This is a genomic window from Falsibacillus pallidus (assembly GCF_003350505.1).
In the GTDB taxonomy this organism is placed as follows: Bacteria; Bacillota; Bacilli; order Bacillales; family DSM-25281; genus Falsibacillus; species Falsibacillus pallidus.
Genome location: NZ_QQAY01000002.1, coordinates 225,587 through 251,237, shown reverse-complemented (window position 1 = coordinate 251,237; position 25,651 = coordinate 225,587). Strand labels below are relative to the sequence as shown.

The 25,651-nt window shown below is 40.6% G+C and carries 34 protein-coding genes and 1 riboswitch; of the genes, 10 read left to right on the top strand and 24 right to left on the bottom strand.

Translation table 11 applies throughout. The features are described 5' to 3' along the window. The first annotated feature begins 27 nt into the window (after positions 1 to 27). A complete protein-coding gene (locus DFR59_RS04930; protein ID WP_114744499.1) occupies positions 28 to 318 on the top strand; it encodes a YciI family protein in 291 nt (96 codons plus the stop codon). Between the two features lie 76 nt (positions 319 to 394). Here DFR59_RS04930 and DFR59_RS20615 read toward each other — a convergent pair whose 3' ends face one another. Both DFR59_RS20615 and DFR59_RS04920 read right to left on the bottom strand, forming a co-directional pair. Further along, positions 395 to 760 (bottom strand): YhfM domain-containing protein, encoded by a 366-nt coding sequence (locus DFR59_RS20615; protein ID WP_484078105.1) that lies wholly within the window; start codon positions 758 to 760, stop codon positions 395 to 397. Positions 761 to 832: 72 nt separating this feature from the next. After that, positions 833 to 1,216, bottom strand: coding sequence for a VOC family protein (locus DFR59_RS04920; RefSeq protein WP_114744497.1), 384 nt, complete (start codon positions 1,214 to 1,216; stop codon positions 833 to 835). A 161-nt stretch (positions 1,217 to 1,377) separates the two neighbouring features. Here DFR59_RS04920 and DFR59_RS04915 point away from each other — a divergent pair, with 161 nt between their 5' ends. After that, entirely contained in the window at positions 1,378 to 2,355 is a 978-nt protein-coding gene (locus tag DFR59_RS04915; RefSeq protein ID WP_114744496.1) for an HD domain-containing protein, read from the top strand. A gap of 19 nt (positions 2,356 to 2,374) precedes the next feature. On the opposite strand, the gene DFR59_RS04910 is transcribed toward DFR59_RS04915, so the two are convergent. Then, positions 2,375 to 3,067, bottom strand: coding sequence for a YetF domain-containing protein (locus DFR59_RS04910; RefSeq protein ID WP_245948376.1), 693 nt, complete (start codon positions 3,065 to 3,067; stop codon positions 2,375 to 2,377). Positions 3,068 to 3,467: 400 nt separating this feature from the next. Between DFR59_RS04910 and DFR59_RS04905 the strand changes: the two genes are divergently transcribed. The 5 genes from DFR59_RS04905 (at position 3,468) to DFR59_RS04885 (ending at position 6,258) form a co-directional block, all read left to right on the top strand. Continuing rightward, a complete protein-coding gene (locus tag DFR59_RS04905; protein WP_114744494.1) occupies positions 3,468 to 3,740 on the top strand; it encodes a CD3324 family protein in 273 nt (90 codons plus the stop codon). Between the two features lie 118 nt (positions 3,741 to 3,858). Continuing rightward, positions 3,859 to 4,503 carry a FusB/FusC family EF-G-binding protein gene (locus DFR59_RS04900; RefSeq protein WP_114744493.1) on the top strand — a complete coding sequence of 215 codons (645 nt, stop codon included), beginning with the start codon at positions 3,859 to 3,861 and terminating at the stop codon, positions 4,501 to 4,503. Positions 4,504 to 4,600: 97 nt separating this feature from the next. After that, the gene (locus DFR59_RS04895) at positions 4,601 to 5,050 is read left to right on the top strand and encodes a GNAT family N-acetyltransferase (RefSeq protein WP_114744814.1); all 450 of its coding nucleotides are present in this window, start codon (positions 4,601 to 4,603) and stop codon (positions 5,048 to 5,050) included. Then, the gene (locus tag DFR59_RS04890; protein WP_114744492.1) at positions 5,051 to 5,596 is read left to right on the top strand and encodes a GNAT family N-acetyltransferase; all 546 of its coding nucleotides are present in this window, start codon (positions 5,051 to 5,053) and stop codon (positions 5,594 to 5,596) included. Positions 5,597 to 5,733: 137 nt separating this feature from the next. Then, complete coding sequence (locus DFR59_RS04885; protein WP_170137263.1) at positions 5,734 to 6,258, top strand: DinB family protein; 525 nt, start codon at positions 5,734 to 5,736, stop codon at positions 6,256 to 6,258. 325 nt (positions 6,259 to 6,583) lie between these two features. Here DFR59_RS04885 and mnmH read toward each other — a convergent pair whose 3' ends face one another. The 9 genes from mnmH to DFR59_RS04840 all read right to left on the bottom strand — a co-directional run bounded on the left by mnmH (position 6,584) and on the right by DFR59_RS04840 (position 15,395). After that, positions 6,584 to 7,630 carry a tRNA 2-selenouridine(34) synthase MnmH gene (mnmH, locus tag DFR59_RS04880; RefSeq protein WP_114744491.1) on the bottom strand — a complete coding sequence of 349 codons (1,047 nt, stop codon included), beginning with the start codon at positions 7,628 to 7,630 and terminating at the stop codon, positions 6,584 to 6,586. 30 nt (positions 7,631 to 7,660) lie between these two features. Further along, on the bottom strand, positions 7,661 to 8,710 hold the full coding sequence (gene selD, locus DFR59_RS04875) for a selenide, water dikinase SelD (protein ID WP_114744490.1): 1,050 nt from the start codon (positions 8,708 to 8,710) through the stop codon (positions 7,661 to 7,663). A 115-nt stretch (positions 8,711 to 8,825) separates the two neighbouring features. Continuing rightward, positions 8,826 to 9,116: a spore coat protein gene (locus DFR59_RS04870; RefSeq protein ID WP_114744489.1), complete on the bottom strand. Its 291-nt coding sequence runs from the start codon at positions 9,114 to 9,116 to the stop codon at positions 8,826 to 8,828. 15 nt (positions 9,117 to 9,131) lie between these two features. Further along, positions 9,132 to 9,326, bottom strand: a complete 195-nt coding sequence (locus DFR59_RS04865; protein ID WP_114744812.1) for a hypothetical protein — start codon at positions 9,324 to 9,326, stop codon at positions 9,132 to 9,134. A gap of 166 nt (positions 9,327 to 9,492) precedes the next feature. Next, positions 9,493 to 10,785, bottom strand: a complete 1,293-nt coding sequence (locus DFR59_RS04860) for a YCF48-related protein (protein WP_114744488.1) — start codon at positions 10,783 to 10,785, stop codon at positions 9,493 to 9,495. Continuing rightward, a complete protein-coding gene (locus tag DFR59_RS04855; protein WP_114744487.1) occupies positions 10,770 to 11,300 on the bottom strand; it encodes an RNA polymerase sigma factor in 531 nt (176 codons plus the stop codon). Before DFR59_RS04855 ends, DFR59_RS04860 begins: the two co-directional genes overlap by 16 nt. Before the next feature lie 112 nt (positions 11,301 to 11,412). After that, positions 11,413 to 12,315, bottom strand: a complete 903-nt coding sequence (locus DFR59_RS04850) for a DnaD domain-containing protein (protein WP_114744486.1) — start codon at positions 12,313 to 12,315, stop codon at positions 11,413 to 11,415. A 115-nt stretch (positions 12,316 to 12,430) separates the two neighbouring features. Beyond that, the gene (locus DFR59_RS04845) at positions 12,431 to 13,435 is read right to left on the bottom strand and encodes a DUF3231 family protein (RefSeq protein WP_114744485.1); all 1,005 of its coding nucleotides are present in this window, start codon (positions 13,433 to 13,435) and stop codon (positions 12,431 to 12,433) included. Between the two features lie 133 nt (positions 13,436 to 13,568). Beyond that, the gene (locus DFR59_RS04840; RefSeq protein WP_114744484.1) at positions 13,569 to 15,395 is read right to left on the bottom strand and encodes an APC family permease; all 1,827 of its coding nucleotides are present in this window, start codon (positions 15,393 to 15,395) and stop codon (positions 13,569 to 13,571) included. A 145-nt stretch (positions 15,396 to 15,540) separates the two neighbouring features. Continuing rightward, positions 15,541 to 15,684, bottom strand: a riboswitch (cyclic di-AMP (ydaO/yuaA leader). A gap of 127 nt (positions 15,685 to 15,811) precedes the next feature. Between DFR59_RS04840 and DFR59_RS04835 the strand changes: the two genes are divergently transcribed. Next, positions 15,812 to 15,928 (top strand): hypothetical protein, encoded by a 117-nt coding sequence (locus tag DFR59_RS04835; RefSeq protein WP_114744483.1) that lies wholly within the window; start codon positions 15,812 to 15,814, stop codon positions 15,926 to 15,928. A gap of 417 nt (positions 15,929 to 16,345) precedes the next feature. Here the strand turns inward: DFR59_RS04835 and DFR59_RS04830 are convergent, their stop codons facing one another. Continuing rightward, complete coding sequence (locus DFR59_RS04830; protein ID WP_114744482.1) at positions 16,346 to 16,795, bottom strand: SRPBCC family protein; 450 nt, start codon at positions 16,793 to 16,795, stop codon at positions 16,346 to 16,348. A 483-nt stretch (positions 16,796 to 17,278) separates the two neighbouring features. Between DFR59_RS04830 and DFR59_RS04825 the strand changes: the two genes are divergently transcribed. Then, on the top strand, positions 17,279 to 17,602 hold the full coding sequence (locus DFR59_RS04825) for a hypothetical protein (RefSeq protein ID WP_114744481.1): 324 nt from the start codon (positions 17,279 to 17,281) through the stop codon (positions 17,600 to 17,602). A gap of 39 nt (positions 17,603 to 17,641) precedes the next feature. Here the strand turns inward: DFR59_RS04825 and DFR59_RS04820 are convergent, their stop codons facing one another. The 4 genes from DFR59_RS04820 to DFR59_RS04805 all read right to left on the bottom strand — a co-directional run bounded on the left by DFR59_RS04820 (position 17,642) and on the right by DFR59_RS04805 (position 20,834). Beyond that, on the bottom strand, positions 17,642 to 19,027 hold the full coding sequence (locus DFR59_RS04820) for an amino acid permease (RefSeq protein WP_425454692.1): 1,386 nt from the start codon (positions 19,025 to 19,027) through the stop codon (positions 17,642 to 17,644). Positions 19,028 to 19,251: 224 nt separating this feature from the next. Continuing rightward, positions 19,252 to 19,737 carry a nitroreductase family protein gene (locus tag DFR59_RS04815; protein WP_114744479.1) on the bottom strand — a complete coding sequence of 162 codons (486 nt, stop codon included), beginning with the start codon at positions 19,735 to 19,737 and terminating at the stop codon, positions 19,252 to 19,254. Positions 19,738 to 19,786: 49 nt separating this feature from the next. Next, a complete protein-coding gene (locus DFR59_RS04810) occupies positions 19,787 to 20,470 on the bottom strand; it encodes an LrgB family protein (RefSeq protein WP_114744478.1) in 684 nt (227 codons plus the stop codon). Next, on the bottom strand, positions 20,448 to 20,834 hold the full coding sequence (locus tag DFR59_RS04805; protein WP_114744811.1) for a CidA/LrgA family protein: 387 nt from the start codon (positions 20,832 to 20,834) through the stop codon (positions 20,448 to 20,450). Before DFR59_RS04805 ends, DFR59_RS04810 begins: the two co-directional genes overlap by 23 nt. 175 nt (positions 20,835 to 21,009) lie before the next feature. Between DFR59_RS04805 and DFR59_RS04800 the strand changes: the two genes are divergently transcribed. Continuing rightward, positions 21,010 to 21,834, top strand: coding sequence for an STAS domain-containing protein (locus tag DFR59_RS04800; RefSeq protein WP_114744477.1), 825 nt, complete (start codon positions 21,010 to 21,012; stop codon positions 21,832 to 21,834). Between the two features lie 52 nt (positions 21,835 to 21,886). On the opposite strand, the gene DFR59_RS04795 is transcribed toward DFR59_RS04800, so the two are convergent. The 7 genes from DFR59_RS04795 to DFR59_RS04760 form a co-directional block, all read right to left on the bottom strand. Next, positions 21,887 to 22,027 carry a YvrJ family protein gene (locus tag DFR59_RS04795; RefSeq protein WP_245948374.1) on the bottom strand — a complete coding sequence of 47 codons (141 nt, stop codon included), beginning with the start codon at positions 22,025 to 22,027 and terminating at the stop codon, positions 21,887 to 21,889. 60 nt (positions 22,028 to 22,087) lie between these two features. Continuing rightward, entirely contained in the window at positions 22,088 to 22,309 is a 222-nt protein-coding gene (locus tag DFR59_RS04790) for a DUF2922 domain-containing protein (RefSeq protein ID WP_114744476.1), read from the bottom strand. 45 nt (positions 22,310 to 22,354) lie between these two features. Continuing rightward, positions 22,355 to 22,573: a DUF1659 domain-containing protein gene (locus DFR59_RS04785; protein WP_114744475.1), complete on the bottom strand. Its 219-nt coding sequence runs from the start codon at positions 22,571 to 22,573 to the stop codon at positions 22,355 to 22,357. 111 nt (positions 22,574 to 22,684) lie between these two features. Beyond that, positions 22,685 to 23,455, bottom strand: coding sequence for a phosphotransferase family protein (locus tag DFR59_RS04780; protein ID WP_342768305.1), 771 nt, complete (start codon positions 23,453 to 23,455; stop codon positions 22,685 to 22,687). Then, a complete protein-coding gene (locus tag DFR59_RS04775) occupies positions 23,452 to 24,117 on the bottom strand; it encodes an O-methyltransferase (protein WP_114744474.1) in 666 nt (221 codons plus the stop codon). The genes DFR59_RS04780 and DFR59_RS04775 overlap by 4 nt, the downstream gene beginning before the upstream one ends. Before the next feature lie 549 nt (positions 24,118 to 24,666). Next, positions 24,667 to 25,122 carry a GNAT family N-acetyltransferase gene (locus DFR59_RS04765; RefSeq protein ID WP_114744472.1) on the bottom strand — a complete coding sequence of 152 codons (456 nt, stop codon included), beginning with the start codon at positions 25,120 to 25,122 and terminating at the stop codon, positions 24,667 to 24,669. Continuing rightward, positions 25,119 to 25,637, bottom strand: coding sequence for a GNAT family N-acetyltransferase (locus DFR59_RS04760; RefSeq protein ID WP_245948373.1), 519 nt, complete (start codon positions 25,635 to 25,637; stop codon positions 25,119 to 25,121). Before DFR59_RS04760 ends, DFR59_RS04765 begins: the two co-directional genes overlap by 4 nt. Positions 25,638 to 25,651 lie beyond the last annotated feature (14 nt).

Below are 25,651 nucleotides of genomic sequence, written 5' to 3'. Positions count from 1 at the left end.
TCAAAAATATAAAAAGTGGTGATTTAGTTGTTTTTAATCTTGGTGAATTATAAAGTACCTTTGGAAAAGATTGATGACTTCCTTCAACTGCATATTGAATTTCTAGACCGGCAATATAAAAATGGGAAGCTTATTTTTTCAGGAAGAAGGACGCCTAGAACCGGGGGAGTGCTGCTGGCAAACCTTGAAAAGAGAACTGATGCGGAAGAAATGGTAAAAGAAGACCCTTTTTATCAGGAAAATCTTGCAGACTATGAAATTATTGAATTTACTCCTACTAAGTATGATTCGCGTTTTCGGGTATTTATTGATAAATGAACAATTCAAAAAATCTTTGTGAATATAAAATATAGGGAGCTCCAAGATAATTCGGAGTTCCCTAAGTCTTATCTTATTAATTTAATAGAAGTTGGAATATTTTTTTCGTTTGTCTCGAATTTATTTTGTAATAACAACTGCACTTGTTACTAGTTATTAAGGTTGTATTCTTGCCGAAGTTCTCGTAAAAATGTAAATTTTCTTTCGTTTTGTCTCTGTATTCTAATTGAATTTTATACTTAGACTTTCCTGCAATTTTATACTTAGTAAAAGTGATTTTATTAGCCCTATTAAGAATTCCCATAATTTCTGCAATTTGCTTTTTATCTGTGGTTTTAATTCCAGCATTATATGATTTATCTGATTCCTGAATCTCTATACTATTAACGCCGAAGAATCCATTAAAAAAGATTGAATAACATATGATACTAAAAATGATCACAAAGATGGAAATGTTCACTTTTCTTTTCAAATCACTCCCCCTCCCTCAATCAATGGATTACAACACTATTTTTTATTCTTGATAGTTAGAAACCTCAATTAAATTCAAATCCGGATCTCTGAAGTAGACTGATTTGATTTTCCCCATGGCCCCCGTACGATCAACTGGTCCTTCTATTACCTCAATGGAACAATTCTTTAAATGATCCATCACCTTGCTTACTGGAACGGAAGTAATAAAACATAAATCAGCAGATCCGGCCGTCGGTTTATCAGCTTTCGGTTCAAATTCTTTTCCTTTTTGATGCAGGTTGATTTTTTGACTGCCAAATTTCAGTGCCTTTCTCCCTTCACCAAAGTCCACGACTTCCATTCCTAATGCCTCCTCATAAAAATTGCAGGTTTCTTCGATATTTTTAACAGTCAGTACAAGGTGATCCAATGAATCTATTTTCATGATTATCACTTCCTATATCACTTTATTCCAAAAATTGTAATAGCTATCGTAAATATTGTATACAACCTAGCCTTCTTATACAACTAAACTATTATAATTTTCAAAAACCTTTTGACTAACAAGAACGAATGTTCTAGTATTAACTTAAGGAGTGAATCAAAATGTTAATCAAAGACGAATTATACGGTGAGTTTCACATAGAGCCTGTTTTGGAGGAATTAATTAGAAGCAAGCCAGTTCAGAGGCTAAAGGGGATCTATCAAGGTGGTGCAAGCTGCTTTGTCAATCCTGAATGGAATGGAACAAGGTATGATCATTCCATCGGAGTTATGCTTCTCATTAAAAAATTCGGGGGTTCTATCGAGGAGCAAATTGCAGGGCTTTTGCATGATGTGTCGCATACCGCCTTTTCACACGTTATTGATTTTGTCTTTAAAATTGACCAAGAAGACTTTCATGAACAAATTTTCAATCAGGTTATTGAGGACTCAGAAATTCCAATGATTCTTCAAAAATACGGATATCACCACCAAGATATACTCAATGATATTGAACAATGGACCTTGCTGGAACAGCCTGCACCCGAATTGTGCGCCGACAGGATTGATTATACATTAAGAGATATGTACAGCTATGGAAAGATTTCAATAGAAGAAGTTCATGCATTTTTAGACAACCTGATAGTTATAAGTGGTTCACTATATATAAAAGACCTAAATATCGCTGAATGGTTTGTAAAAACGTATTATCTGGAAGTCATCGATTATTTCTTAGATCCAATGAACGTCTATGGTTATGAACTCTTGGCTAAAGTCATCAAGAGAGCGCTGGATAAAAAGCTGCTTCCTTTCTCCATTTTACTAAAGGCCGATCAAGAAGCCATGTATGCACTAAAGAATCTTCATGATCCTGAAATTCAAACTCTCCTTAAACAGCTTCATCCGAATGTTGTTGTAAAAGAGGATGATAATCAATATGATATGCACCGTAAAGGAAAAGTCAGACTAATTGATCCTTCTGTATTGATTGGAGCACGCCTTCTTCCTGCCTCTCAAGTATCTGAAAACGTAAAGCACATGAATGCTGAAGCCAAAAGCCGTTCAGAAAAAGGAAGATTTATTAAGGTTATTTCTACATAAGTTTCAAGGATTAGATCCATTACTTGTCGGCAAATTTATCTATATAAACGCTTCCATCAGGCTCCAGTTCCGCATAAAAAACCTCTTCAACAGCACTGATTCCCCTTTTGCGGAGCTGTGCCAGAAGCCATATCTCAGAAGCATTTAATTTTTCCAGATTGGTGAAAATGATTCTTCCGTTTTCAATTAGCTGCATGGCAACAGGATGTTGGCTTGTTTTTGATTGAAACACTCCTGCATCTGCCTTTGTTAAAGGTTCTTTCCCAGACTTTTTCTTAACTGATAGAGATCCGTCCATTTCAAAAATCGCTGTTTCTACATCATTCAAGGCAAACACATCTTTCTTTCTCAACAAGACTTGAAGGGAATCTATATCCAGCCGGCAGCGTTTTAATGCACTTTCGAAAATGTTCCCATCTTTAATCAGGACAACCGGTTCCCCATTAACTACATTTCTGACTCCTTTGGATTTAATATCAACATATCCGATGATAATGGTCAAAACAGACCATCCAACTATGGAGAGAAGCCCCATACCCAAGCTAAGCGAAGAATCTGTTATTAATGCCCCTCCCAAAGTTCCAATGACAATGGCAGAAACAAAATTAAAAAAAGTCATTTGACTGATTTCTTTTCTCCCCATTATGCGGGTAAGGAGAATCAATACAAAAAATGAACACAAAATCCGGACAGTCATCCCTGCTGCATCCAAATTATTCCCCTCCATATTTGAATTTTGTTATTTCTTGCATGAAGCAATGAGATTCAATTGCCCATGTAGAGCAAATAAAATACGGCACGATTATGATAAAAAATGTCGTTTTCACTAGTATTTACAACATTCTCCATCAGATGCAAATTGTTAAAAAATCTTATATAATAAAGTGGAATTCCATATTATTCATTATGCGGAGGTGGATGGAATGGCAAAGCAGCTGCATTTGTCTAAGTCTGCAGCAACTCATGCAAAGCCTATCTTGGAAGAGGCGATCCTTTGCATGGGGTGGACTATTAGTTGATTTGAATCGCCCTTAGAGCATCGATGCTTATTTCATAGATCGGCTTTGCACCTTATTTAGTTAGCGGACCATAAAATAAGGGGCTGAGTTGAGATGAAATATGTAAAAGCAGCGGCAGTGCTGCCTGATGAACTGCTCGTTGAAATACAAAAATATGTCCAAGGGGAAGCAATCTATATCCCTAAACCTGACAAAAAACGCACCCAATGGGGAGCGAAGTCAGGAAGCAGAAGACGTCTGGACCACCGTAATGAAGAAATCAGAAAAGCGTTCCTAACTGGCACGTCCATTGACCATTTGGCTGCGGAATATTTTTTGTCAATTGAATCGATAAAGAAAATTGTCTATACCAAAGCACGGAATTAACCCGTGCTTTTTTATGTAAATATTTTTTCTAATTGTTTATTACATATCCTTAAATCCAATGATTTAATATAATTTACTTATGGCAATTCCAGCTAAAGAAAGAAAAGGAGTTGAAAGCATGGAGCCATTTATCCGAAATGATCAATTTAATTTCATCCGCTATCAAACACAAATATTGATTAACGGCCATTCTACTGTGAATGATTCCTCAGTACTTGATGCCCTCCATTCCCTATCAACGGAAAAAGTTTCAGACCTCTTTCCGGAATGGACGGAAAGTCAAATGCAAGTCTTGAAACCACTAGGGAATTTAAAAAACTCAGATGAGGCAGAATCCTTTCTGGAAAGTTTGAAGCCTTATGTCATCCCTTTCAAGGAAGTCACTGAACATACATTAAAGAAGCTTTTCCCAAAAGCTAAGAAACTGAAAGTCCCCCCTCTTGATTCTATTGATTTTCGAAGTCTTTCCTATCTGAGCTGGATCGACCCGGGAAGCAATAAAAAATATATGGTCGTCCAGCTGGAAAATAAGTTAGTCGGCCTGCACGGGACATTCAGTACTTCCTCCAAAAAAGGGATCTGCACAATCTGCCACTGCCATGAAGAAGTAGGCATGTTTCTAACGGAAACAAAAGGAAAGGTCCAGGGCACCTATACAAAACGCGGCAATTATATTTGCAGTGACCAAACAAAATGTAATGAAAATATCCGCTCTTTGGATAAATTAAATGAATTTGTAAACCTTTTAAGAAAACAAGCTTAAAAGACGGGAAGCGAGTGGAAATTCCACTCGTTTTTTTCTATATAAATGATTCCTACAAATCTATGGTAAAATGGTAAAAAATAGATTAGGAGTATTTATTATGCTTACGATTACTAGACAAACAACACCCCAAGATAAGTCCCGAGTTAATCAAATGCTTTACTTCTTTAACGTAAAGCACTTTCCAGATGATCTTAAAGATCGTTATGAGGAAGTTTCACTCAGTCTAAAAGATGATGAAGGAAATGTCTGTGGCGGCCTACTCGGAGAGATTTGCTGGAACTGGCTTGAAATTCATGTACTTATGGTGAATGAAGATTTCAGGAAGACAGGATACGGATCAAAACTCCTTAAAGAAGCAGAAGCCATTGCCGAACAGAAAAAATGCGATTTTATAAAAGTCGATACGCTAAGCTTCCAGGCATTGGACTTCTACAAGAAACATGGATATGTGGTTTACGGAACACTTGATGGGGTTGGCAGGGAATTTCAACATTATTACCTAAAAAAAGAATTGGAATATAAGGAAGACGAGGTAAATCAGTAAATGACATTCAACTTGATCCCGGATTGCTGGACTACTAAAAATCTTACTATTCAAGACCTAAAGGAATCTGAAATTGAAAATGTTCAAGATTTGTATGAACAAGGGAATTACATTCATGAATGGGATGGGCTTCCTTTAGATAAAATTTATGTTTCCCGATGCTTCTACGAAGGGGATCTCCCTCCAAGCGGACAAAAAGAAAAATTTAAAATCCAAGTCATCCGCTTTAAAGAGAATGAAAATATTGTAGGAATGCTCAATTGCATTCACGGCCACCCTATACCTGATGCCTTTTATATCTGCTATTTTTATATAAATAGTGATTTTCAAACTAAAGGAATGGGCAAGGAAGTCATTCAAGAACTTCTTGAACTTGTTCAAAGAAATGGGTTTTCTGAAATCCGTGCTAACGTGGCATTAAAGAATTGGCCAGCCATTAGATTCTGGATGAAAATGGGAATGACAAATGTGAATGGTATTTACGGAGACAAAGTCCATGGCCCCGACAATTTTGCTGACATAGAACTTAGCAGAACATTAAAATAAATGCTCTTTTCGTAATGATTGTTGTTTTCAATAAGTCATAGGTAAATTTACCTTTTATAGTACTATTGTTATAGGAGATATCCAGCTAATGAACAGGGTATCGAGATTTCTAATTGAGTAAATGAGGTGAAAGTTCTTTGGAATTTAAGATAGAAAAATTAAAGGGGTTTAGCTCCCAAATGGGTCATCTTGTCTCACAAATGAACTATGCTAGAAAAACAACTTTAGAAGCCGTACATGGTTTAACTACTTCCGAATTAGACTATTTACCGAGCAAAGAAAGTAATAGTATCGGGTCCCTTTTATTACATATGGCTGCTGTTGAAAAAGGGTTTCAAATAGAGATTTTTGACGGTAGGAAACCCAATGAACAAGAAATGGAAGAATGGGGTATACCATACAGCCTAGGAGATATAGGAAGAACACATATTAAAGGACATCCGTTAGAGTTTTATATAGTCAAACTAGAAGAAGTGAGAAGTAGAACATTAAGAGAATTTGCTAATCTAGATGATGATTGGTTGTATGAAAACAGAATATGGGATAATCACCCATCTAATAATTATTTCATTTGGTTTCACGTATTTGAAGATGAAATTAACCATAGAGGACAAATAAGAATTATTAGAAAAATGTTGTCTCAGAATTCTTCCTTAACTTAATAACTATTTACAGCCGTTCCCTATTAGAATGGTTTTTTATCTCCCTTAAGAAATTCACTGTAATACTATTTGAGTTTTGGCAAGCACTGATAAGCATTTGGTTTATCTGCTCTTTTTTCGCCAACTTCTTACTTTGTTGAAGGAAACTGAACCAATAGAGGTATTTGTCCAAATACTTCGTCTGGCAAAGATGTCTTTAATCATTGAGAAACCGCCTCCTGATAGGTAATTTATCACTTCTTATAAAGGTGGTTAAAATAGCAACAATCTATCCGAAAAGCGCCAAAATAAAAAACCTCAGAATCCACTCTGAGGTTTTTGTACTTTATTGCCTAATTTTCAATTTAGAATCCATCAGTTCACGAATGGCATTGGCTGCCTCTTCTATGTTGCTTACCTTCAACCTCATTTGCTTTTCTTTTGGATATTGGCTCGCTGTATGTTCATAGCGCGGATCGTAATAATAGGCAAGCAGCATCTGGACGGCAGACTCGTACCGGCCAAGTTCAAGGTCTTTTTCGATCTGCGCAGCAATTGGGGTATGAATGCGCCTCTTAATTTTTTGAAATGATATCATGCACTCTTCTGCATGCTCCCACGGACGGTACTCTTCCAGGATATTTAACGCTCTTATCTCCAGGGGCATATCGATAAAAAATTGAATACCGTTTTCTTTTTTATCCATAATCCATTGAGGCAGCATGATTTTCCCGATTCTTTGACTTTCTGCTTCTATTAAAAAATATGGGCTATTCTCAAGACCCTGCATTTCTTCAATGAGCAGCGCTTCGAACATTTTTTGATTATTTGGCGTCAACCCAATTTGTCCGAAAATCGACCCCCGATGATTAGCCATCTGCTCCAGGTCCAAGACAGGGAAACCTTGTTTTTTCAAACGACGTAAAATGGTGGTTTTTCCTGAACCCGTATATCCATTCAGAACGAATGCATCCTGAGTGAAATTAGATTCTTCAAGTGCCTTCACAACCCATCTGCGGTAGGACCTGACTCCGCCTTGGAGCCGGCTTACAGGTATACCCATCAAATCCACCACTGTTGCTGAGGTTTTGCTCCGCATTCCGCCTCTCCAGCAAAATACCACCCGATCACCCTCCAGCATACTGAATTCTTTTATAAACTGCGGGAGTTTTGCTGATACGATTTCAAGTCCTCTTTCTTTAGCCGCTTCTACATTTACTTGTTTATAAATGGTCCCTATCTCTCCGCGCTCTTCGTCAGTGAAAATGGGAATGTTGATGCTGCCAGGGATGGTGGCAGTCTTGTATTCAGAAGGCGAGCGTACGTCGATCAGGGTTATCTTCTTATTTTTCCTAGCTTCCAATAGCTCTTGAATCGTCAAATCCTTAAACACATTCGTTCGCCTCTCTTACTACTTGTATGATTATATGACTGTGATATGCCCTTTATCTTCCTTAACAACTTCTCCAATTATTGCGGCTTCCACACCTGCTTCTTGCAATTTCTGATGAAGGTCTTCTGCTTGTGCGCCGGAAACGGAAATTAATAACCCGCCGGATGTCACAGCATCACATAGAATCCATTGATCTACTTGATCCATATCCTCTGGGAATGTCACGGATCCTTCCAGGTGAGCAAAGTTGTTCTTTGTTCCTCCAGGGATGACGCCTCTTTCTGCAATTTCTCTTGCCCGAGGCAGCACAGGCACCTTGGAGTGGTCGATCTGCAGAAGTTTGCTGCTTCCCTTTGCCATTTCAGAAGCATGGCCTAAAAGTCCGAAGCCAGTCACATCCGTACATGCATGCACATCAAATGGCTCCATGATTTCTGCAGCCGTTTTATTTAGTGTCGTCATCACTTTCGTCACACGCTCGATTTCTTCATCGCTTAGAAGATTGTTTTTAATGGCGCTCGTTAAAATACCGACGCCGATTGGTTTTGTAAGGATCAGCTTATCCCCTGCTTTGGCACCGGCATTTGTACGGATTTTGTCTGGATGCACGGTACCAGTGACAGCCATTCCGAATTTCGGCTCCTTGTCATCAATGGAATGCCCTCCGACAAGTGATGCTCCTGCTTCTTTCAATTTGTCCCCTGCTCCGCGGAGGATGTCGGCCAGTATTTCTTTATCCAACGAGGCGATCGGAAATGCAACGATATTCAGTGCCGTCAAAGGCTTGCCGCCCATCGCATAAATGTCGCTGATAGCATTGGCCGCAGCCACTTGACCAAAGGAATAAGGATCGTCTACAATCGGTGTGAAAAAATCAAGCGTCTGTACAATCGCCAGATCATCCGTCAGCTTGTACACACCTGCATCGTCACTAGTATCGAGTCCAACCAGGACATTCGGATTTGGAACGGCAGCCGGCAAGGACCGTAGCACCTGTGCTAAATCAGCAGGTCCGATTTTGCAGCCGCAGCCTCCTTTAGAAGATAAAGAAGTCAGTTTCACCGCATGTTTACTTGTCATATGTATCCAACCTTTCCTCCATTACTTACCTTTATTATAAATAAGGAGCTGCTATTATACGAATTTTTCGTCTCTTGAAAAATAGACAAAAAAATTACCCAAAGTAATTGGGCAATCATTCATGGTCCGGATTCAGATTATCCCGCATCATGTTTTGTACTTCTTCTATTTGTGCCACATGGGCAGGCAATACCTTATACCAGCCTTTTTGATTAAGGATATTAAACAATTCACGATGGATATCGAATGCATTATCCAGGCTTTGCCTGTACACGCTGCAAAGTTCTTCATTCGCACACTCTGTCAAGATATCGGTGATGCTGTGGCAGCGCGCCTTTTCAAGCTCCAGGCACAATTGAAGCATCTCCCGTTCGGTCAATCCTCTTTCTTCTATATTATTGGGCATATAAGCACCTCCCTGTTATTGGATCGGACCAGATTCATGAAAATATTTCGATAAGGCAGCAATCCTCAATTGATGCCGTTCCGCCATATCTGCCAGTGCATCCCTGAGTTCAATGTCCAGGCACATGGATGCACACCAGTTGAGAGTCTTCGCGGTAATTTCTTCCGCTCTGATTTCATCTTCGACATAAGATAATTCCTTTTGCGTCATTTCCTTCAAACCTACTCACCTCGGAATTTTTCGTTTCGTCACTTCAAAGCCTCCCTATTAATATGGATACTTTTGCAGTTGACATTCATTATTCTTTCCAAAAAATGCTTTGTCTAAAAAAACCGCTCAGACAAATTGTCCAAGCTGGTTTGTCACAGGCATTCATTTATTGAAAGGATGTTTCGGTCCAGCTCTTTCCTCCATCATCCGTTGTAAATAATGTTGAATGTCCATCTTCAATGGATATAATCTGACCATTTTCAGGTGAGTCAAAATGAATCTCGTGAATAAACGGGAATTTCGGGATATCCGAATAATTTTCCCATGACTCCCCGCCGTTCACTGTATGATAGATGCTGTTTTCCGTAAAGAGCCATCCATTACGCTGATCATAGAAATAGACTTTGTTAATGTAATAATCGGTTTTCAGAACAGGTTTATCTGCACTCCATGTCTGCCCATTATCTTTTGTTTCATATAGAAGGAAGGATTGGTCTCCCCGTACAGGAAATACCCCATTTCCGTTCGAAAAGAAAGTTGGGTTGGCAAGCGGCTGCTGCAGCTCTGGTTCAATTCCAGGATAAATCGGCAGCCCTTTTCGCTCCCATGTCGCCCCACTATCCTCTGTGTGAAAATACTGTGCTCCGGGATAATTGCTTTGAATAGCCATGAATCCGCTTTTCTCATCAACAAATGTAATATCAAGCTTACTTCCGGAAGTTCGCTCCTCATTCACTTTATCCCATGTCTTGCCTCCATCAGAGGAGCGATAGACAATTTGAGCGCTGCTGCCCATTCCTGCATCACCAATGCCAAGCAGCCATATCTCGTTTTCATTGATGGAAGTCATTTTCACACTTGTCATCATTTCTCCAAATGAGGTAGCCGACCACGTTTTTCCACCGTCTTGAGTAGAATATAATTTCACTTTAAAGTTATCAGGATCTTGAACAGCAATGACAGCACGCTCCTTACTTAGGAAAATGGCGCTGCCAGTTTCGGGGGCGTTCATATTATATGAAAATCCGCTAGGCGTCACTCTCGTCCATTTCCTATTACTTAAATGATAGACATCTTTTTCTCCCACAGCCCACAGGCCACCTTCGAAATCCATGAAAACAGGCTGGAAATCCGGATGGTCTTGATAAAGGTCATTGAATGTTTCCGCAGGGGATGGAACCTGTTTGACTGGATGATGCTGTTTGATTTCCCCAAGATCCTTCACATCGTTTTGCTGAAGGGCGAGTACAAGGAAAAGTGAAGCAGCCGCAGCGATCAATACACTGCTGCCAATCCATCTGAATATGGACTTTTTACGATTTAGTTTCTCCATTTTTTCATGCTCGAGCCGCAGTGCCTGAAGTATCTGGCTTTGTTTTTCCTCAGACAATGTTTTTCCCTGTGGCAGGCTGTTGATTTCTTTTACTACTAATTGATCTTCTTTCATAAATCGATCCATTCAGGATATCCCCCCTTTTCAATGAGATGGTCTCGGAGTGTTTTTATGGCCCTGTGATAGGTCACACTGACTTTATTCGTTTTCCAGCCAAGGATTTCTGCCGTTTCTTCAATGGAAAACTCCTTAAGTGCCCGCAGGAAAATGACGTCCTGATAATTTTGCTTCAGCGTTCGGATGGCAGCAATCAGCTCACTTTTGCGCTGATCTAATTCAAACGCCTCCTCAGGCGTAGCGGCATGCACATTTCCCACATCGATTTGATTTTGCAAAGCGGATACTTTTTGAAAATCGCTTTTCTCTTTTCGTTTAACATCCACGGCTATATTCCTGGCGATCGAAAATAGCCACGTTTTCGGATTGCTGTCGCCCCGAAATGTATGGATTCCTTTCAATGCCCGGATGAAAACCTCTTGCAGCATATCTTCTACATCGGTGGATCCCACATAATAAATCAAGAAGTTATAAATATCCTGATGATAGTCATGGAACCAACTCTCAATTTTTTGTATCGACATTCGTTCTATCCCCCTCTATGCCCTTATACATTAGACGGAATAAGCCACTGGAACTTTCACTTTGATTGACTATTTTTTGCGGTGGGTTGGATGTTTTGCGAAAGTCATCTATCTACCTTTGATTCTCTTTACCTTGATACTTCTGTTGAATTTCGATCATTTTTCTCTTTTTTTCTATTAAGATTGGATCTTTTTCCTCCTGCTTGTATTCTTCTTTTTTCTCCAGCCACTCTGGTATTTTTTCTACCCGTACCTTATTCTGCTTTCGCTGAGGAACTCTTTGCTTTTTGCTCTCTCGATGCTTTTTCTGCAAAACTTGTACATCTTCAAGGGACTGGATGTCCTGATCCACCCAGTTGATGAGAATGCACTCGGCGTATTTCCAGTTCTTCACCCCGCGCTCTAAAGCCATTTTCATTGCTTCTACCACAAGCTCTTTCGATAGATCCGTGCACCAATGCGTGATTTTCTCCCGAATATAATGGCCAGGATAGCCAAACCCATTTACCTCGAAAAAATGAAGTGGATCCGCAGCCTGCGCGGCATCTTCTACTTGTTTGGAATTCTCTGCTGGATTCTCTGAAGTACTCTCTGGTAATGGCTTGTCCATATTGACCAGGTCGTCTGTCCGATTTGATTCATCGAGCTGTTCAGTTTGATTCAGTTCGTGGTCAGGCTCGACATCAATGCCTTCCACTTCGGATAGTTTTTCGTAGCAAATGCTGTACCATTTCGTGTTATCCAATTTCGATTTATTATAATTCCTACTCTCGATCCAGCCATCTTTTTCAAGCTTCGCAATCGTCCTTCTTATTGTGCTGATAGACCAAAAAGGGAATTGCTTCTGCCATTGTTCGTAGGTGTTGTACACCCATTTTCTTCCCTCGTGTTCATGCCGGCTTGAAGAAATCCAGTAATGGAACTGCTGGAGGATGATGGCTTCATTCAACCCCGCCTTCACAGCCAATGAGGGCAGAACTAGAATCGGACTTTCGTGGACTAAACATTTCGTCATAAGTAATTCTCCTTTTTTTACCTCCTATATACAAGTCCAAAAGGAAAAAGGACACCCTAAAGTAAAAATTATGGAAAAAATAAAAAAAGGGCCAGCAAAAATGCTTAGCCCAAATCTAATCCCCTATCAATCCGTTCCGATCCTCCATCTGCGGAGGCTCTTCCATCCATCCATTTTTGATCAAAATTCTTATTCCCTCCGCTGCATACATATAAATGTCCTTTGATACCAAAGCATTATTCAAAGCTAAATCGGTTCGCAAGCTGAACATTGCTCCAAAACCGCTGCCCACCAGCCCGAAGCCGTTCAAAAGATACACGCAGTACATCATCAATCTTTGGGAAAACGGCGCGATCGTCGAAGTTGTAACCGTGCACCCGGAAGTTGCAGAAAATTGCACATCACTGTCCAGCAAAGTTTTCTGGAAGAGTTTAATCTGCTGCTTAGCCAAATCAAGCCCCTTCACAAAATATTCTTTGACTTCCTTATCCTCAGAACATTGTGCGAAACCTGTGACAAGCTGCATCCCAATGTTATTCGTTTCGATACCATGATGGAGGATCCCCAGTTCAATATCATTTAACGGCCTTTTTTCACTTAGAGTGAACAAACCTTTTAAATAACTTTTTTCATGGATGAAGTCTGTTGTTTTTGGCATAGTGACATGCGGCGGAACGGTTAGAATTCCTTTATCAAGGAGATAGAGAGTCGATAGTTTATATACACGCTGAGTAATCGTCGTTAACCCTTCATATAGAGACATGACGTCATCCCGATAGGACATATTTAAATTGATTGTATACATCCCCATGCTGACTTCCTTAAGGATTCGGAGAAACATGATGTCAAAACCATTGTCAAAAAGCTTCGGGGCATTGAGGTTAACATCCTTGCTTGTAAAACCGACCGGAATCGCAGCACCTTCTTCTTTAAAGATGTCTTTTATTTTTTTGACATAATAATCGAGCTCCTGCCACAGGCCACCCATGATATTCTTCGCCTGCTGGTCGTCGGCTTTTTCGATAAAATATTCGAGCACTCGTAATATCAGCGTCTTCTCCTGAAATGTTAGCCACAGCATCCCTAATTCAGATGAAGAAATCGGATTTTTTGATGCCAACCTAAAAACCTCAACCTTCTATAACCATTTTAATACTATTAAAATGTGCAGTTCAGGAAAAAATATGCAGGAAAAGGGAAAGTACCTTGATCAGCAAGAAAAAACCGATTCCCCAATGGGAACCGGCTCGTAATTATTTCTTCAAATGGAAAGGGACTGTGGTGACAATGACATCTCTCCGGTACAGAAGGAACGTCCGAATCAAAAGGCTTGATTGGTTGTGAAGGATGTTGTGCCAGCCTTTTTTTGGAATGAACTGCGGGATCACGACCGTTACCCTGTAGTTTCCTTCCTTCGCTTTTTTCTCGACCGTATCAACAAACTTCGTCAATGGGTTGATGATGCTCCGATAGTGTGAATGAAGGGTCACCAAACGAATGTCGGGCTGCCACTTCTTCCATTTTTCCTCGAATTCTTTTTCACTGTCCCTCTCAAATGCAATATACACAGCAATTATTTGATCTGGATGAAGGGATTTCGCATAATTCAGCGAATTCTCTACTACATGGGTCATTCCTGCAACAGGAACGATCATGACATTTCCTTCGATTTTGAATGCCGGTTCACAAGTACTCAATCTGAGCTGATCCCCCACCGCATCGTAATGTCGGCGGATCCTGTGAAACAGCAGCACAATGAGTGGAAGGAAAACCAGGATCGGCCATACCTTTGGAAATTTCGTCAGGAAAAACATGATGGTGACAATCAAACTGATGGCAGCACCAATCGTATTGATGGTAAGCTTCTGCCTCCATCCCTTCGGCTTTTCCCGCATCCATTTCACCATCATCCCTGTCTGTGACAAGGTAAACGGAAGGAAAACCCCCACCGCATAAAGCGGGATAAGATGTTCTGTCTTAGCTTGGAAAGCAAGGATGAGCAGGATGGAGAAGAATCCAAGTATGATGATTCCATTCGAATAGCCAAGCCTGTCGCCGCGGATCAGAAACATCCTAGGAATGAATTTATCTTTGGCCAAGTTCACAGCGAGCAGCGGAAAGGCAGAATAGCCTGTATTGGCTGCAAGAATCAATATCAAGGCAGTTGTCCCTTGAATAAAGTAATAAAACACATTCCTTCCGAAAATTTCTTCCGCCATTTGCGATACAACCGTTACCTTTTCATTCGGCACCGTTCCCAAGTAATAGGCTAAGTACACAATACCGGCAAACAGCGCAGCCAATAATCCCCCCATTGCCAACAATGTTTTTGCCGCATTGTTCGGTGCAGGGTCTTTAAAGTGCGGAATGGCATTGGAGATTGCCTCCACACCGGTCAACGCCGAACATCCTGATGCGAATGTCCTCAGCAAAATGAACAGGCTGATGCCGGCTACCGGTGTCCCGATTGGCGTATGGGCGCTGGCTGAAACGTCGCCCGTCACGATTTTGTAAATCCCCCCGCCAATCAGCAGGATAAAGGCCAGGACAAAAAGATACACAGGATATGCTAAAATAGAAGCAGACTCTGTCAGCCCGCGCAAATTTAAAATGGTGATCAAGATGACGAAAATTACAGCAATTTCCACAGTGTGACTGTGGAGTGCAGGGAATGCCGAGGTTATCGCATCCGTTCCTGCAGATACACTTACTGCAACAGTTAAAATGTAATCCACCAGCAGGGAACCCCCTGCGATCAGCCCTGCGTTGACTCCAAGATTGTTCTTCGAAACAACATATGCCCCGCCGCCATGAGGATAGGCAAAAATAATTTGTCTATAGGATAAGATAAGTGCTGTTAAAAGAATGATGACCCCGACTGCGACCGGTATGGAATACCAGAAAGCCGCAGATCCAATGACCATGAGCGCTATCAAGATTTGCTCCGGACCATAGGCGATAGATGATAGGGCATCTGACGAAAGAATGGCCAGCGCCTTCGTTTTGTTCAGCTTTTGTTCACTTAATTCAGTGGATTTCAACGGACGGCCGATTAAAATCCTTTTCATGATTGACATCAATTTGAATGCACCCGCCTAAGTAGTATGTAGCTTTGAATCTTTCTGAATGTTTGATGCATCGGCTCTCTTTTTTCACAAAAAAATGCCCACAAGCCATCATAAAAGACCTGTGGACATAGTAGAGACCTAGTCACAAGCTTCACCTTCCTTCTCAATCTAACGCTTACGAGGTTAGCTGACGGATTCGGGCCAATGAGTAGCCCTACCTTAAAAGGATTCACCCCATGGATCAACACATCGATCCCTTGAATGGTTCCCCCGCACCTGATGGTTTCAGCGAATTAGAAATTTGAAACTGTGATAATAATACTCCCGTCCTTCGAAAAAGTAAATCATTTTTTTAAGAGGTATAGCAAAAATAAATTTTGTGAAAAATGCTGATCAGAATAGAAAAACAAACCTTAGGAGGAATGACCATGAAAAAAGAAAAAAAGCCCCTTCTATCGGATGAATTTTTAGATGAACTGGCAAATGAAATCAACCGGCCGATAGACCGAGAAGAACGCAGCGATGAGAGTGATGGCAGTGACTGAGATGACAGTTGAATGACGACAGGCGGATTGCATGCAGCGATTCGTCTGTTTTTTCGTGGATATCTGGATGCGTATTCCGTTGCCGGATTGATTCGCATATGCATCAATTTTGGCTGTTGCTCTCTTGCGTGAGAATGATTGAGAACCTATTGTTCCCTTAATTGTAGGAAGTGCTTTCGGAGAGTTACGTATCGGAAGATTTTGTTCCCTTTATCGCTGGATGTACACGTGAACGGTCACGTTCCGGAAGTTTTTGTTCCCTTTACCGTGGAATGTATACTCGCAAGGGCACGTTAAGGTAGTTTTTATCCCCTTTACCGTGGAATACACACGTGCGCGGGCACAAACCAATCATACCTGTCCAAAAAACAATCGGCCGCACGATTTATTCCCCATGCGACCGCTTTAATATATTTCCTACATTAGATTCAATACTTTCCCCGTCTCCAAAAACGTCTTTAAGTTACTGAGGATCGCCGGCCATCCATTGTTGAAGCCGACGAACGTATCTTCATCTTCAATGTAGTCGGTTTCCAGGAGATTCTCATGCTTTAGAGTCAGTTTGACAGCCTCTCCCATCGGCTGAAATTTAAATGTAACAACCGTCGGGCTTGTACGGGGATATTTATCAGACGAATTGATCCACGTGTACGATAGAAGTTTGTATGGATCACACTTCAAAACTGATCCATAGTCGCATACCTGCCCTTCGCGGTAATAGTTGACATCAGATCCTTCTGTCCATTCAGACTCCACCCTTGTTCCAAAGAAATATTGCTCCGTGATGTCTCCATTAGTCAAAGCATCCCAGACCTGTTCTTTCGAAGCTGCTATGTATGTAGCATATACAAATGTTTGTGCAGACATTTTCAATCCCCCTTCTCCCATTTCCGGTCTATTTCTTATTCGACAACCAGATTGGCTAATCCTCTATGGAAATACAACATGGGAAACTCCCTCCAAAATCATTCCACATAGGAAATTGGCAGGATTCAGATCAACAAACATATAGGAAAATACTCCTCCGAAAAATTCAAATTCCGCTCTCTTTCTCCACTTTTCCTCTCTAGAATACATGATTCGACCTTAACCGCACGGCACCTGTCACATCCTGCGCTTTCCTGAGAAATAATGATGACGATATTTCCCCCGTTTTGACATCATTTCCACCGCCCGCAGAAACCCCAATCTATCAAATACAACCCTTTTCACTATATCTTCAATTATTTTAATCATGTTACAACTTGCCCTAACCCCTATCCAAATGATAGACTTTATGGTTAAATTAAACTAAGAAACTAGAAAACTTTTCTAAAGAGAGAAAATCTGCAACATGATAGGGGTAATAATGTGGGCTTCTTTACGAATGAATCAGAGTTGAGACAATTGTGCCTTGCGAAAACGCCTGCTGAAATTTTTCAATATGCCACTGGCAATCAGCCGAAGGGCATCGACATCATTTCGTTCAAGGGCATCGAAACAAGGAAACAGCTCCCGGATATTGTCGTAAACGTCCTGCTGCTGTATTTTTATAACGAATTTGCCGGTAAGGTTTATAACCGGACATACTTAACCAGAGTCTACAACAACTGGGTAAGTAAATTCCCCGTTTCCTATGAAGACGCAAAGTCATTGGCTAATATAGATATAAAGACAATTGTAGATACATTTTAAAAAGACTCACGGATTGATTCCCTGAGTCTTTTCTGTTTCTTATGCAACTTCATCTTCATTATCTGCATCAATCGGTGTTTTTTTATGGATTCCAAATACATAATAACTAATGACAACCAATCCCAGAAAAACAATTCCCGCAATCAAAGAAATGCGTGTATCCTCATTTACCCACATTCCCACCAAAACCACTAGCAGGAAAGCAATCGTTAAATAGTTTGTCAGTGGAGCGAGTGGCATCTTGAACGGATGATTCCCCATTTTATCCGTCTTCAATTTGCGGAAGCGCGTTTGGCTGATCAAGATGACAAACCAAGGAATCATCCCCGGAAGTACGCTTGCACTGTATACGTAGACAAATAGATTTTCAGGTGCAATGTAGCTAAGAATAACACCGATCACCAAACCTGCGAGAACCCCGATTGTCCCAACAAGTGGAACGCCGCTGGACGAAACCTTTTTGAAAAACTTCGGCGCCTGTCCATTGACACCAAGTGTGTAAAGCATCCTTCCAGCACTGTAGATGCCGCTGTTGCAGCCGGAAAGAGCGGCTGTAATGACAACAAAATTAATGAATCCTGCTGCTGCCGTGATGCCGATTTTAGCAAATGTACCGACAAACGGACTTCCAATGGAGCTCAGTTCATTCCATGGATAGACGGTAACGATGATAAAAATCGCCCCGATATAAAAGACAAGGATTCTCCAGATGATGCTTTGAATGGCATTTCTCAACGTTTTCTTCGGATTTTCAGCTTCCCCTGCCGTGATACCGATCAGTTCTACTCCTTGGTAAGCACCGATGACTAGCGACAAGGCGAAGAAGAATCCTTTCCAGCCTCCGGCAAAAAAGCCGCCGTGTGTCCAAAGATTAGAGATGCCGATGGCGTTCCCCCCGTTGCCGATGCCGAAAAAGACAAGTCCAAAGCCAGCAATGATCATCAAAATAATTGTGACAATCTTGATGAGAGCGAACCAAAATTCAAATTCACCGAATGATTTTACCGAGATCAAGTTCGCAGCACCGAGTAGAACCAGTGCAATCAGCCCCGGGATCCATGCAGGCAGATCCGGGAACCAATATTGCATGTAAGCGCCTACAGCAATAATTTCAGACATCCCTACAACCACCCATTGGAACCAATTGCTCCATGCTGTCAGGTAGCCGGCAAGCGGATGGATATACTTGTAGCCGAATGTCGCAAAAGAACCTGTGCTCGGTTCGACATAAAGCATCTCCCCCATCGCGCGCATGATGAAAAAGATGAAGATTCCTGCCAAGGCATACGCCAGCATGACAGATGGTCCTGTCCAGCGAATCGTGCTGGCGGATCCCATAAACAGACCTACCCCTATCGTTCCCCCAAGGGCGATCATTTGAATATGGCGGGATTTCAATCCCCTGTTCAATTCTTTATTTTCCACACCATTTCCTCCCTTTCCTTGCTCGATATGTACTTTTTAAAACAATAGTAAAATAATATTTACTATTTTAATAATAGTAAATATTTAAGGGTTAAACAATCAGAATTTGCAGAAAATCTGATAATAGTAAGATAGTATGAGAGTTTCCTTGTAATCAAATTAATTATTTTAATTTTTCGAATATAATAATAAAAAGCTCCCCGACGTAACAGGGAGCTTCATTTTTATGATAATTCTTTTATTTTTTGGCTGATCGGAGTTCTTGGCTTTGGTTCCGGAATTTCTTCGGGATATCCGGCTGAGATGACGCCGACTACATCATATTCGTCTGAGATATTCAATATGTCGCGGCTGCGCTTTGAAGCAGCTGCAGAAGACCAGAACGTTCCCACTCCTTCAGACCAGGCAGCAAGCATGAAGTTTTGGATAAAGCAGGCTGTGGCAGCCATGTTTTCTTCTCTTTCGACTTCTGTCTTTCCTTTTTTAGAAAGGATAACCATGACGACGGGAGCACCGCCAAAATCTATTTTATGGTTAATCTCTGCTCTAGTTTCAGGTCCGACGAACAGGATTTCCCACGGTTCTGTCATTTTATGATTTGGCGCCCATGACGCTGCATCGAGCCATTCCAATACTTTATTTTTGTCTAGTGGATCTGGCTTGAATTTCTTAATGTTTCTTCTTGATGTAATAAGATCTGCTATTTTCATTGTATTCCTCCTAGGTCAAATCATCTTTTACTATCTTATGCTCAAAACCTTAAGAAATCAACGGATACAGCCATGGCAGGATGATGGCGGTGATCATGGCAGCAAGACCCATGGCCGCACTTGATGCTGCCCCTTCAATCGGTCCTTCCATCCCGGCTTGGCTTGTCCCGATGGCATGGGAGACGGTTCCGATGCCAAGTCCTCTTGAAAAAGGATCCGTAATTTTGCATTTAGATAAGATAAACGGTCCGAACACAGCCCCGATGATGCCGGCAGTGATGACAAAAGCTGCTGCAAGGGATGGGTCTCCTCCAATTAACAACGCAGCCTGGATGGCAACAGGAGTGGAGACTGCTTTGACAGCCGCGGTTGCCTGGATTTTTTCAGGCAGTCCAAGCCAAATAGAAAACCATACAGCTGTCAGGATCGTAGAAATGGTTCCGATCAACAGCCCTGCTGCAGCAGGAAGCATCCGTTTTCTGATCAATTTACGATTCTGATAGATAGGAACTGCTAACGCTACTGTTACGGGTCCAAGCATAGATGATATGATGCGATTGGCTTCACTGTATGCTTTATATGAAATATGACACAATAAGAAAATCAGAATGATGACGGCTGTTGAAGTGAATATCGGTGTCGTCAGAGGCGATTTCACTTTTTGAGATACAAATCTTGCCCCGATATAGACTAAGATGGTTAAAATAATTTCAATCCATGTTAGAAGGTGCATGCTGCTTCCCCTCCTTCTTGGATAAAAAATGAGTCAATCCAGCTGTGATGAGGAGCCCAATGATCGTACTGCCGAAGATCATCAAGAACAATTGGGTGCCCATTTCCCTCACAAGAGTTCCTTCATTCATCAGCCCAACTGCTATAGGAATGAAAAAGAATCCCAAATGCTTATTCAAGAATCCTGCCCCTATAGAAATATATTCTAGCTTAATGATACCCGTTGATAGCAGGGCGAATAATAGGACCATGCCAAAGACCCCCGCAGGAACAGGGATATGCAGTGATTTTACGATAAAAACTGATACGAGATAAATAGCGGATATCAATGCAATTTGCCATAAAAATAAAATGGCTCTTTTCATGATGTCAAACAAATCCTTTCGTTTAAAGCTCCTTTCCCATTATATCGAAAAAAACTTTTTTCAGCTTTAATGAAAATTTCACATTTTTTTATGTTTAAAGGAGGAGAATAAAGGGTAGATGAGAATAGTTAATATATACTATTAAATAGAACCTTTTTTGAGGAGTGTACCTTACATGAACGCAACATTTCAAAATTGTGCAAATATCTCTCAATTTATTATTGAAAACAGGGGAAAATTTCAAGAAAAACTCTTATCTGAAGCGGTTAATGTTGCTTCAAAAATCAATGAGATCCTTTTGAAAGGCAATATAGATCTTTTGAAAAATGCAGAAACACTTGCTTTGAATGTTATCGAGGAAAGAGATGCAGAATTGGCAGCATTTGCACGTCAGGAAGGAATTGCATGGGCTCAGCACAATCTGACACTTGCGTTCAAACTAGAATGGGTCCAGGCGATTCGAAGGACACTCTGGGAATTCAATTATAAATGGGAGACTTTGAACGACATCGTCCCTACCCAAGAAGAATTCTATGCACTTGAGAAAAAAATCAATGATGGCATTGATGATTTCTTGAATGGATTTTTCCTAAATTATTCAACCTATAAAGATGAAATGATCAACGAACAGAGAAAGCTTGTGGAACACCTTTCTGTTCCAATCATTCCTGTCAGCCCAACTGTGGCAGTACTCCCTTTAATCGGCTCCATCGACACTTACCGAATGCAGACAATCGAAGAAAAAGCACTGATGGATATTTCTGCACAGCAGGTACAGACATTGGTTATCGATCTATCCGGGGTAGCCGATATGGAATTGGATGTCATGGACCATTTCCAAAAAGTTCTGACGGGGGTCAATATGATGGGATGCAAAGCCATCATTTCGGGTATGCGTCCAGAACTCACAAGAAAGATGGTCCACGCTGGCATCACGTTCGATAAAAAAGCTGAAACAAAAGGAACACTGCAAGAAACATTGCGCTTATACCTTTCATAATATATTCCTACGAAAAAAATCCTTCGCCCTAGAAAATGGCGAAGGATTTTATTTATACCCCTTTAATTCGTTCAGGCAGATTGACAATTGAGGCAACGATCGCATCCAGCTTAGTCTCAATCCGATAAAGCAGATACACTGTGACCGCAATGGGAAATCCAACCTCACTGATAAATGGGATGAATTGGTCCACTTTTCTCCCTCCTCTCATCTTAATGATGAAAGGCCTGTCCAAATGAACAGGCCCCCATGATTACTCAATCGTGTAGTCCGTGACATTGCGCTCAACTACTCGGGCACCCTTAATGCCTGAATAGGATGACCCTGCATTTGTGAAGAACACATCTGCTGCAATGATAGCCTCCATCGAAGCTTTGACCTGAGCTGTGTCAACAGGCTCGATTGGATTGTCAATCGAAACCTTCGCTGATTTGCCGTCAGCTGTTACAAATTGAAGTTCAAGTGATTTTGCCAAAATGGTTCACCTCCTTCCTGTTTTATTTAGCTTTCATGAACGTTATTACGCCTCAATGTCGTAGCTGTCGTCCCTTTCAACCTCAACAAGAGGAGAGCTGCAAAGAGCTTTTAGGGCCTGCGCCACTTGATCCAATTGATCCGGAGTGGAATCCGTTTTGATGTTATTGAGGGTCTTGTTCTTGAAAACAGGATCTCCATTTTCATCCACCCCTGCTTGGAACATCAACTTCAATTTGGAATCTTTCAATAATGCCTCTGCCATGTCGTATCACCTCCTTTCACACTCTATATACAATCGAAAATGAAAAAAGGACACCCCTAAAATAAAAAAACATCCACTGCCATCGACAGCGGATGTAAATTTTAATGCTATTTATTTATACATATACCCGTTAACAATTCCAATCAAATACTGTTCATTTTCGCCAGATACCTTCTCTGCGAGCCTGGCGCCTGCTATGATTGGTGCCCATTCCTGAATTTCCGTTTTGCTCAAGCCGCTTTTTTCACAATAAATGCTCAGATAGGCTTCAGCTAATTCACTGGAAACTTCTGAGTATAATAGGTAGGAACGATAGACATCTGCACGAACGTCTCCGGAACTTGCATCGACCCAGTCAATGATGGTGAAATTTTCAAGGGATTGAACCACATTATATAGATGGAAGTCCCCATGGCAAAGCTTTGGCTCATAGGTCATGGTGCTTAATTTCTTGATGAGCGCTTCTTTTTGCTCATTTGTCAAAATGGGAGCATTTTCTATTTGACGTCTCAATTTTTCGGACATATCAACAAGTTTATTCGTTTCTTTCTCATGCATGTTCAATTGAAGGTCAATGGAGGTTGAAAGATAGTATTTTGCCTTTTCCTCATTTTTCTGGAGGAGTTGTCCTAACGTCTCCCCTTTCACATACTCCATGATCAGCACTTGCCTTCCATTCACCTTTGCCACATCCCACATTTTTGGAACAGGAAGTCCGGTTGAGTAGGCAGCCATTTGTTTCTCAGCTTCATTCGCTGCTTCATTATCAGGCAAATGTTCTTTATAGAGTTTCACGATTTTATTTTCCCATAGATAGATGTCTGCTGTATTCCCTTTTGCAAAAGGAGTACCTAATTCCATTTCACTTAATCCTTTTGTCATTTAACAATTCCAAGTACAAATCCATCGTAGCCTTTGCTTCCGACAGTTTGAATCGCCGTAGAATCAATGTGGGGATTTCTAGAAAGAAGGTCGATAAACGATTGAACACCTTTAATGACGGCATCTTCTGTGTCTTCATCCACCACTTTTCCATCTCTCACAACATTGTCCCCGATGATGACCGTACCCGGTTTACTTAATTTCAATGCCCATTCCAAATAATGAGGATTGTTCGGTTTATCTGCGTCAATAAAAATAAAATCAAAATCCTTTTCCCCGCGTTCTTCTAACACCGGAAGGGAATCCAAAGCGGCTCCAACCATAATCTCAACCTTATCTGAAATCCCGGCATGCTCAATATTTTTTCTCGCTACATCCGCATGTTTTTCTGCATATTCCAAGGTGATCAATTTTCCGTTCTCAGGCAGCGCTCTCGCCATCCAGATGGTGCTGTAGCCACCAAGTGTACCGATTTCCAGGATTTTTGTGGCCCCTTTCATCTGTACTAAGAGATTCAGCAGCTTCCCTTGGTTCGGTGAAACATCGATGGACGGCAGTCCCGCTTCCTCGTTTGATTTCAATACATTATCCATGATGGATTCGGGTTCGTGCAGCTTCTTTGTAAAATACTCATCGACTTTTTTCCACGTTTCTGTGCTCATGTTCATTCTCCTATCAACATCTAATTAGGTTTGCTTATATTTTCGACACTTTTTGGATTCATTCCTTCATTTGGATAAATGTGTAATTTACTATGGAAGAATATGAAACTTAAAGTCAAAACATACGTACTATTAAATAGAGGATTATTTATCAATAAATAATCGCAAGAAAAATTCTTATTTCCAAATGGAGGTTTATAAAATGAATAAACATTTTTCTCCTACAGAAAGTATTCTTGTCCTATTTTTTAATATGATTTTTCTTTTTTCAGCATTTTCATTTAGGGATTATTCTTTTATTATCATATTCTTTGCATTAATCATCTATATCACTTACTTCAGCATCAAAATGAAATTAAATACATCTTTTCGAAAAACACGCTCTACAAGTTTTTTTATGGCAATATTAATTTGCATGCTGGTATATGTAGGATACAATGTCTTCTATTAATGCTCTTTTATTCGGAAATAATTACTTTAATATAGCCAATATTTTCAAAAATTTAATTCAATAAACAAACAGAATCTAGTAGTAATCATTATTTCAATCTACCACTTCCATTCCATCCGTACATCCGGCAGGTTTTCTTCATTCTCATGTCCTCGTGCAGTGATTTTAAAACCGTTGCGGGCATAAAACTGCTGGGCTTTCTCATTGATTTCAAAAGTATAGAGAGAAAGTGAGCCTGATGAGTTTTTCTTTGCTCTATTTAACAATTCCTTGCCAATCCCTTTTCCTTGATAATCGTTATGGATATAAAGCTGGCTGATTTCACTTTTGTTATAAGCAATGATTCCCACGACCTGCTCACCCAGCGTGGCAATATCAATCTCGAACTCTTTCGGCAGAATTTCATTTAAAAAATACAAATGACTATTAAAACTATGGATTTCCTTTTGTTCAATGGCTGCTTCCTTGCTGTCCCGCCACATTTGAACGGTCTGATCTGCATATTTTTTCTCATATGGAATAATTCGGTAGGTATCCTGCATCTTTCTATTCATTCCTTCACCCATTTATACATCAATATATCGTCGACATACTCGTCATCACCAAATTTGAATTCCCTGACTTTCCGTCCCTCTTCAAGAAAGCCCAATTTTTTATAAAGTGAGATCGCTCGTTCATTGATTGAAAATACGCCTAAACAAACCTTTTCTATATAAGGATTTTTTTCTGCCCAATCCAGCAGCTCTTCCAAAAGCATCCTTCCAAGTCCTAGTCCCCGATATTCAGGGCTAAGAAATAAGCCAAAATCCCCTTTATGAGCTGTTCGTTCTCTACCTGAATTGGTTTGAAAAACAATACAGCCTGCCACTTCTCCTTCCTTTTCAGCAACGAGGAGCGTGTCCCTTTCATTTTGAAGAATCCCTTCAATCCACTCCTTTTGCTGGTCGACTGTCTTTGAAAATTCATGTGATAATGCAATTAAGTACTTTCCTTCAGAAACCACCGTTTTTTGTATGGATAAAAGAACTTCTGCATCATTTAATGTGCCTTCACGAATAACAATTGACATCCTATTCACCATAT

Coding starts and splice junctions, on each gene's coding strand:
- DFR59_RS04920 (WP_114744497.1), bottom strand. CDS start 1,216: ATGAAAATAGATTCATTGGATCACCTTGTACTGACTGTTAAAAATATC.
- DFR59_RS04915 (WP_114744496.1), top strand. CDS start 1,378: ATGTTAATCAAAGACGAATTATACGGTGAGTTTCACATAGAGCCTGTT.
- DFR59_RS04905 (WP_114744494.1), top strand. CDS start 3,468: ATGAAATATGTAAAAGCAGCGGCAGTGCTGCCTGATGAACTGCTCGTT.
- DFR59_RS04900 (WP_114744493.1), top strand. CDS start 3,859: ATGGAGCCATTTATCCGAAATGATCAATTTAATTTCATCCGCTATCAA.
- DFR59_RS04890 (WP_114744492.1), top strand. CDS start 5,051: ATGACATTCAACTTGATCCCGGATTGCTGGACTACTAAAAATCTTACT.
- selD (WP_114744490.1), bottom strand. CDS start 8,710: ATGACAAGTAAACATGCGGTGAAACTGACTTCTTTATCTTCTAAAGGA.
- DFR59_RS04870 (WP_114744489.1), bottom strand. CDS start 9,116: ATGCCCAATAATATAGAAGAAAGAGGATTGACCGAACGGGAGATGCTT.
- DFR59_RS04865 (WP_114744812.1), bottom strand. CDS start 9,326: ATGACGCAAAAGGAATTATCTTATGTCGAAGATGAAATCAGAGCGGAA.
- DFR59_RS04860 (WP_114744488.1), bottom strand. CDS start 10,785: ATGGATCGATTTATGAAAGAAGATCAATTAGTAGTAAAAGAAATCAAC.
- DFR59_RS04855 (WP_114744487.1), bottom strand. CDS start 11,300: ATGTCGATACAAAAAATTGAGAGTTGGTTCCATGACTATCATCAGGAT.
- DFR59_RS04850 (WP_114744486.1), bottom strand. CDS start 12,315: ATGACGAAATGTTTAGTCCACGAAAGTCCGATTCTAGTTCTGCCCTCA.
- DFR59_RS04835 (WP_114744483.1), top strand. CDS start 15,812: ATGAAAAAAGAAAAAAAGCCCCTTCTATCGGATGAATTTTTAGATGAA.
- DFR59_RS04830 (WP_114744482.1), bottom strand. CDS start 16,795: ATGTCTGCACAAACATTTGTATATGCTACATACATAGCAGCTTCGAAA.
- DFR59_RS04815 (WP_114744479.1), bottom strand. CDS start 19,737: ATGAAAATAGCAGATCTTATTACATCAAGAAGAAACATTAAGAAATTC.
- DFR59_RS04810 (WP_114744478.1), bottom strand. CDS start 20,470: ATGCACCTTCTAACATGGATTGAAATTATTTTAACCATCTTAGTCTAT.
- DFR59_RS04805 (WP_114744811.1), bottom strand. CDS start 20,834: ATGAAAAGAGCCATTTTATTTTTATGGCAAATTGCATTGATATCCGCT.
- DFR59_RS04800 (WP_114744477.1), top strand. CDS start 21,010: ATGAACGCAACATTTCAAAATTGTGCAAATATCTCTCAATTTATTATT.
- DFR59_RS04785 (WP_114744475.1), bottom strand. CDS start 22,573: ATGGCAGAGGCATTATTGAAAGATTCCAAATTGAAGTTGATGTTCCAA.
- DFR59_RS04780 (WP_342768305.1), bottom strand. CDS start 23,455: ATGACAAAAGGATTAAGTGAAATGGAATTAGGTACTCCTTTTGCAAAA.
- DFR59_RS04775 (WP_114744474.1), bottom strand. CDS start 24,117: ATGAGCACAGAAACGTGGAAAAAAGTCGATGAGTATTTTACAAAGAAG.
- DFR59_RS04765 (WP_114744472.1), bottom strand. CDS start 25,122: ATGAATAGAAAGATGCAGGATACCTACCGAATTATTCCATATGAGAAA.
- DFR59_RS04760 (WP_245948373.1), bottom strand. CDS start 25,637: ATGTCAATTGTTATTCGTGAAGGCACATTAAATGATGCAGAAGTTCTT.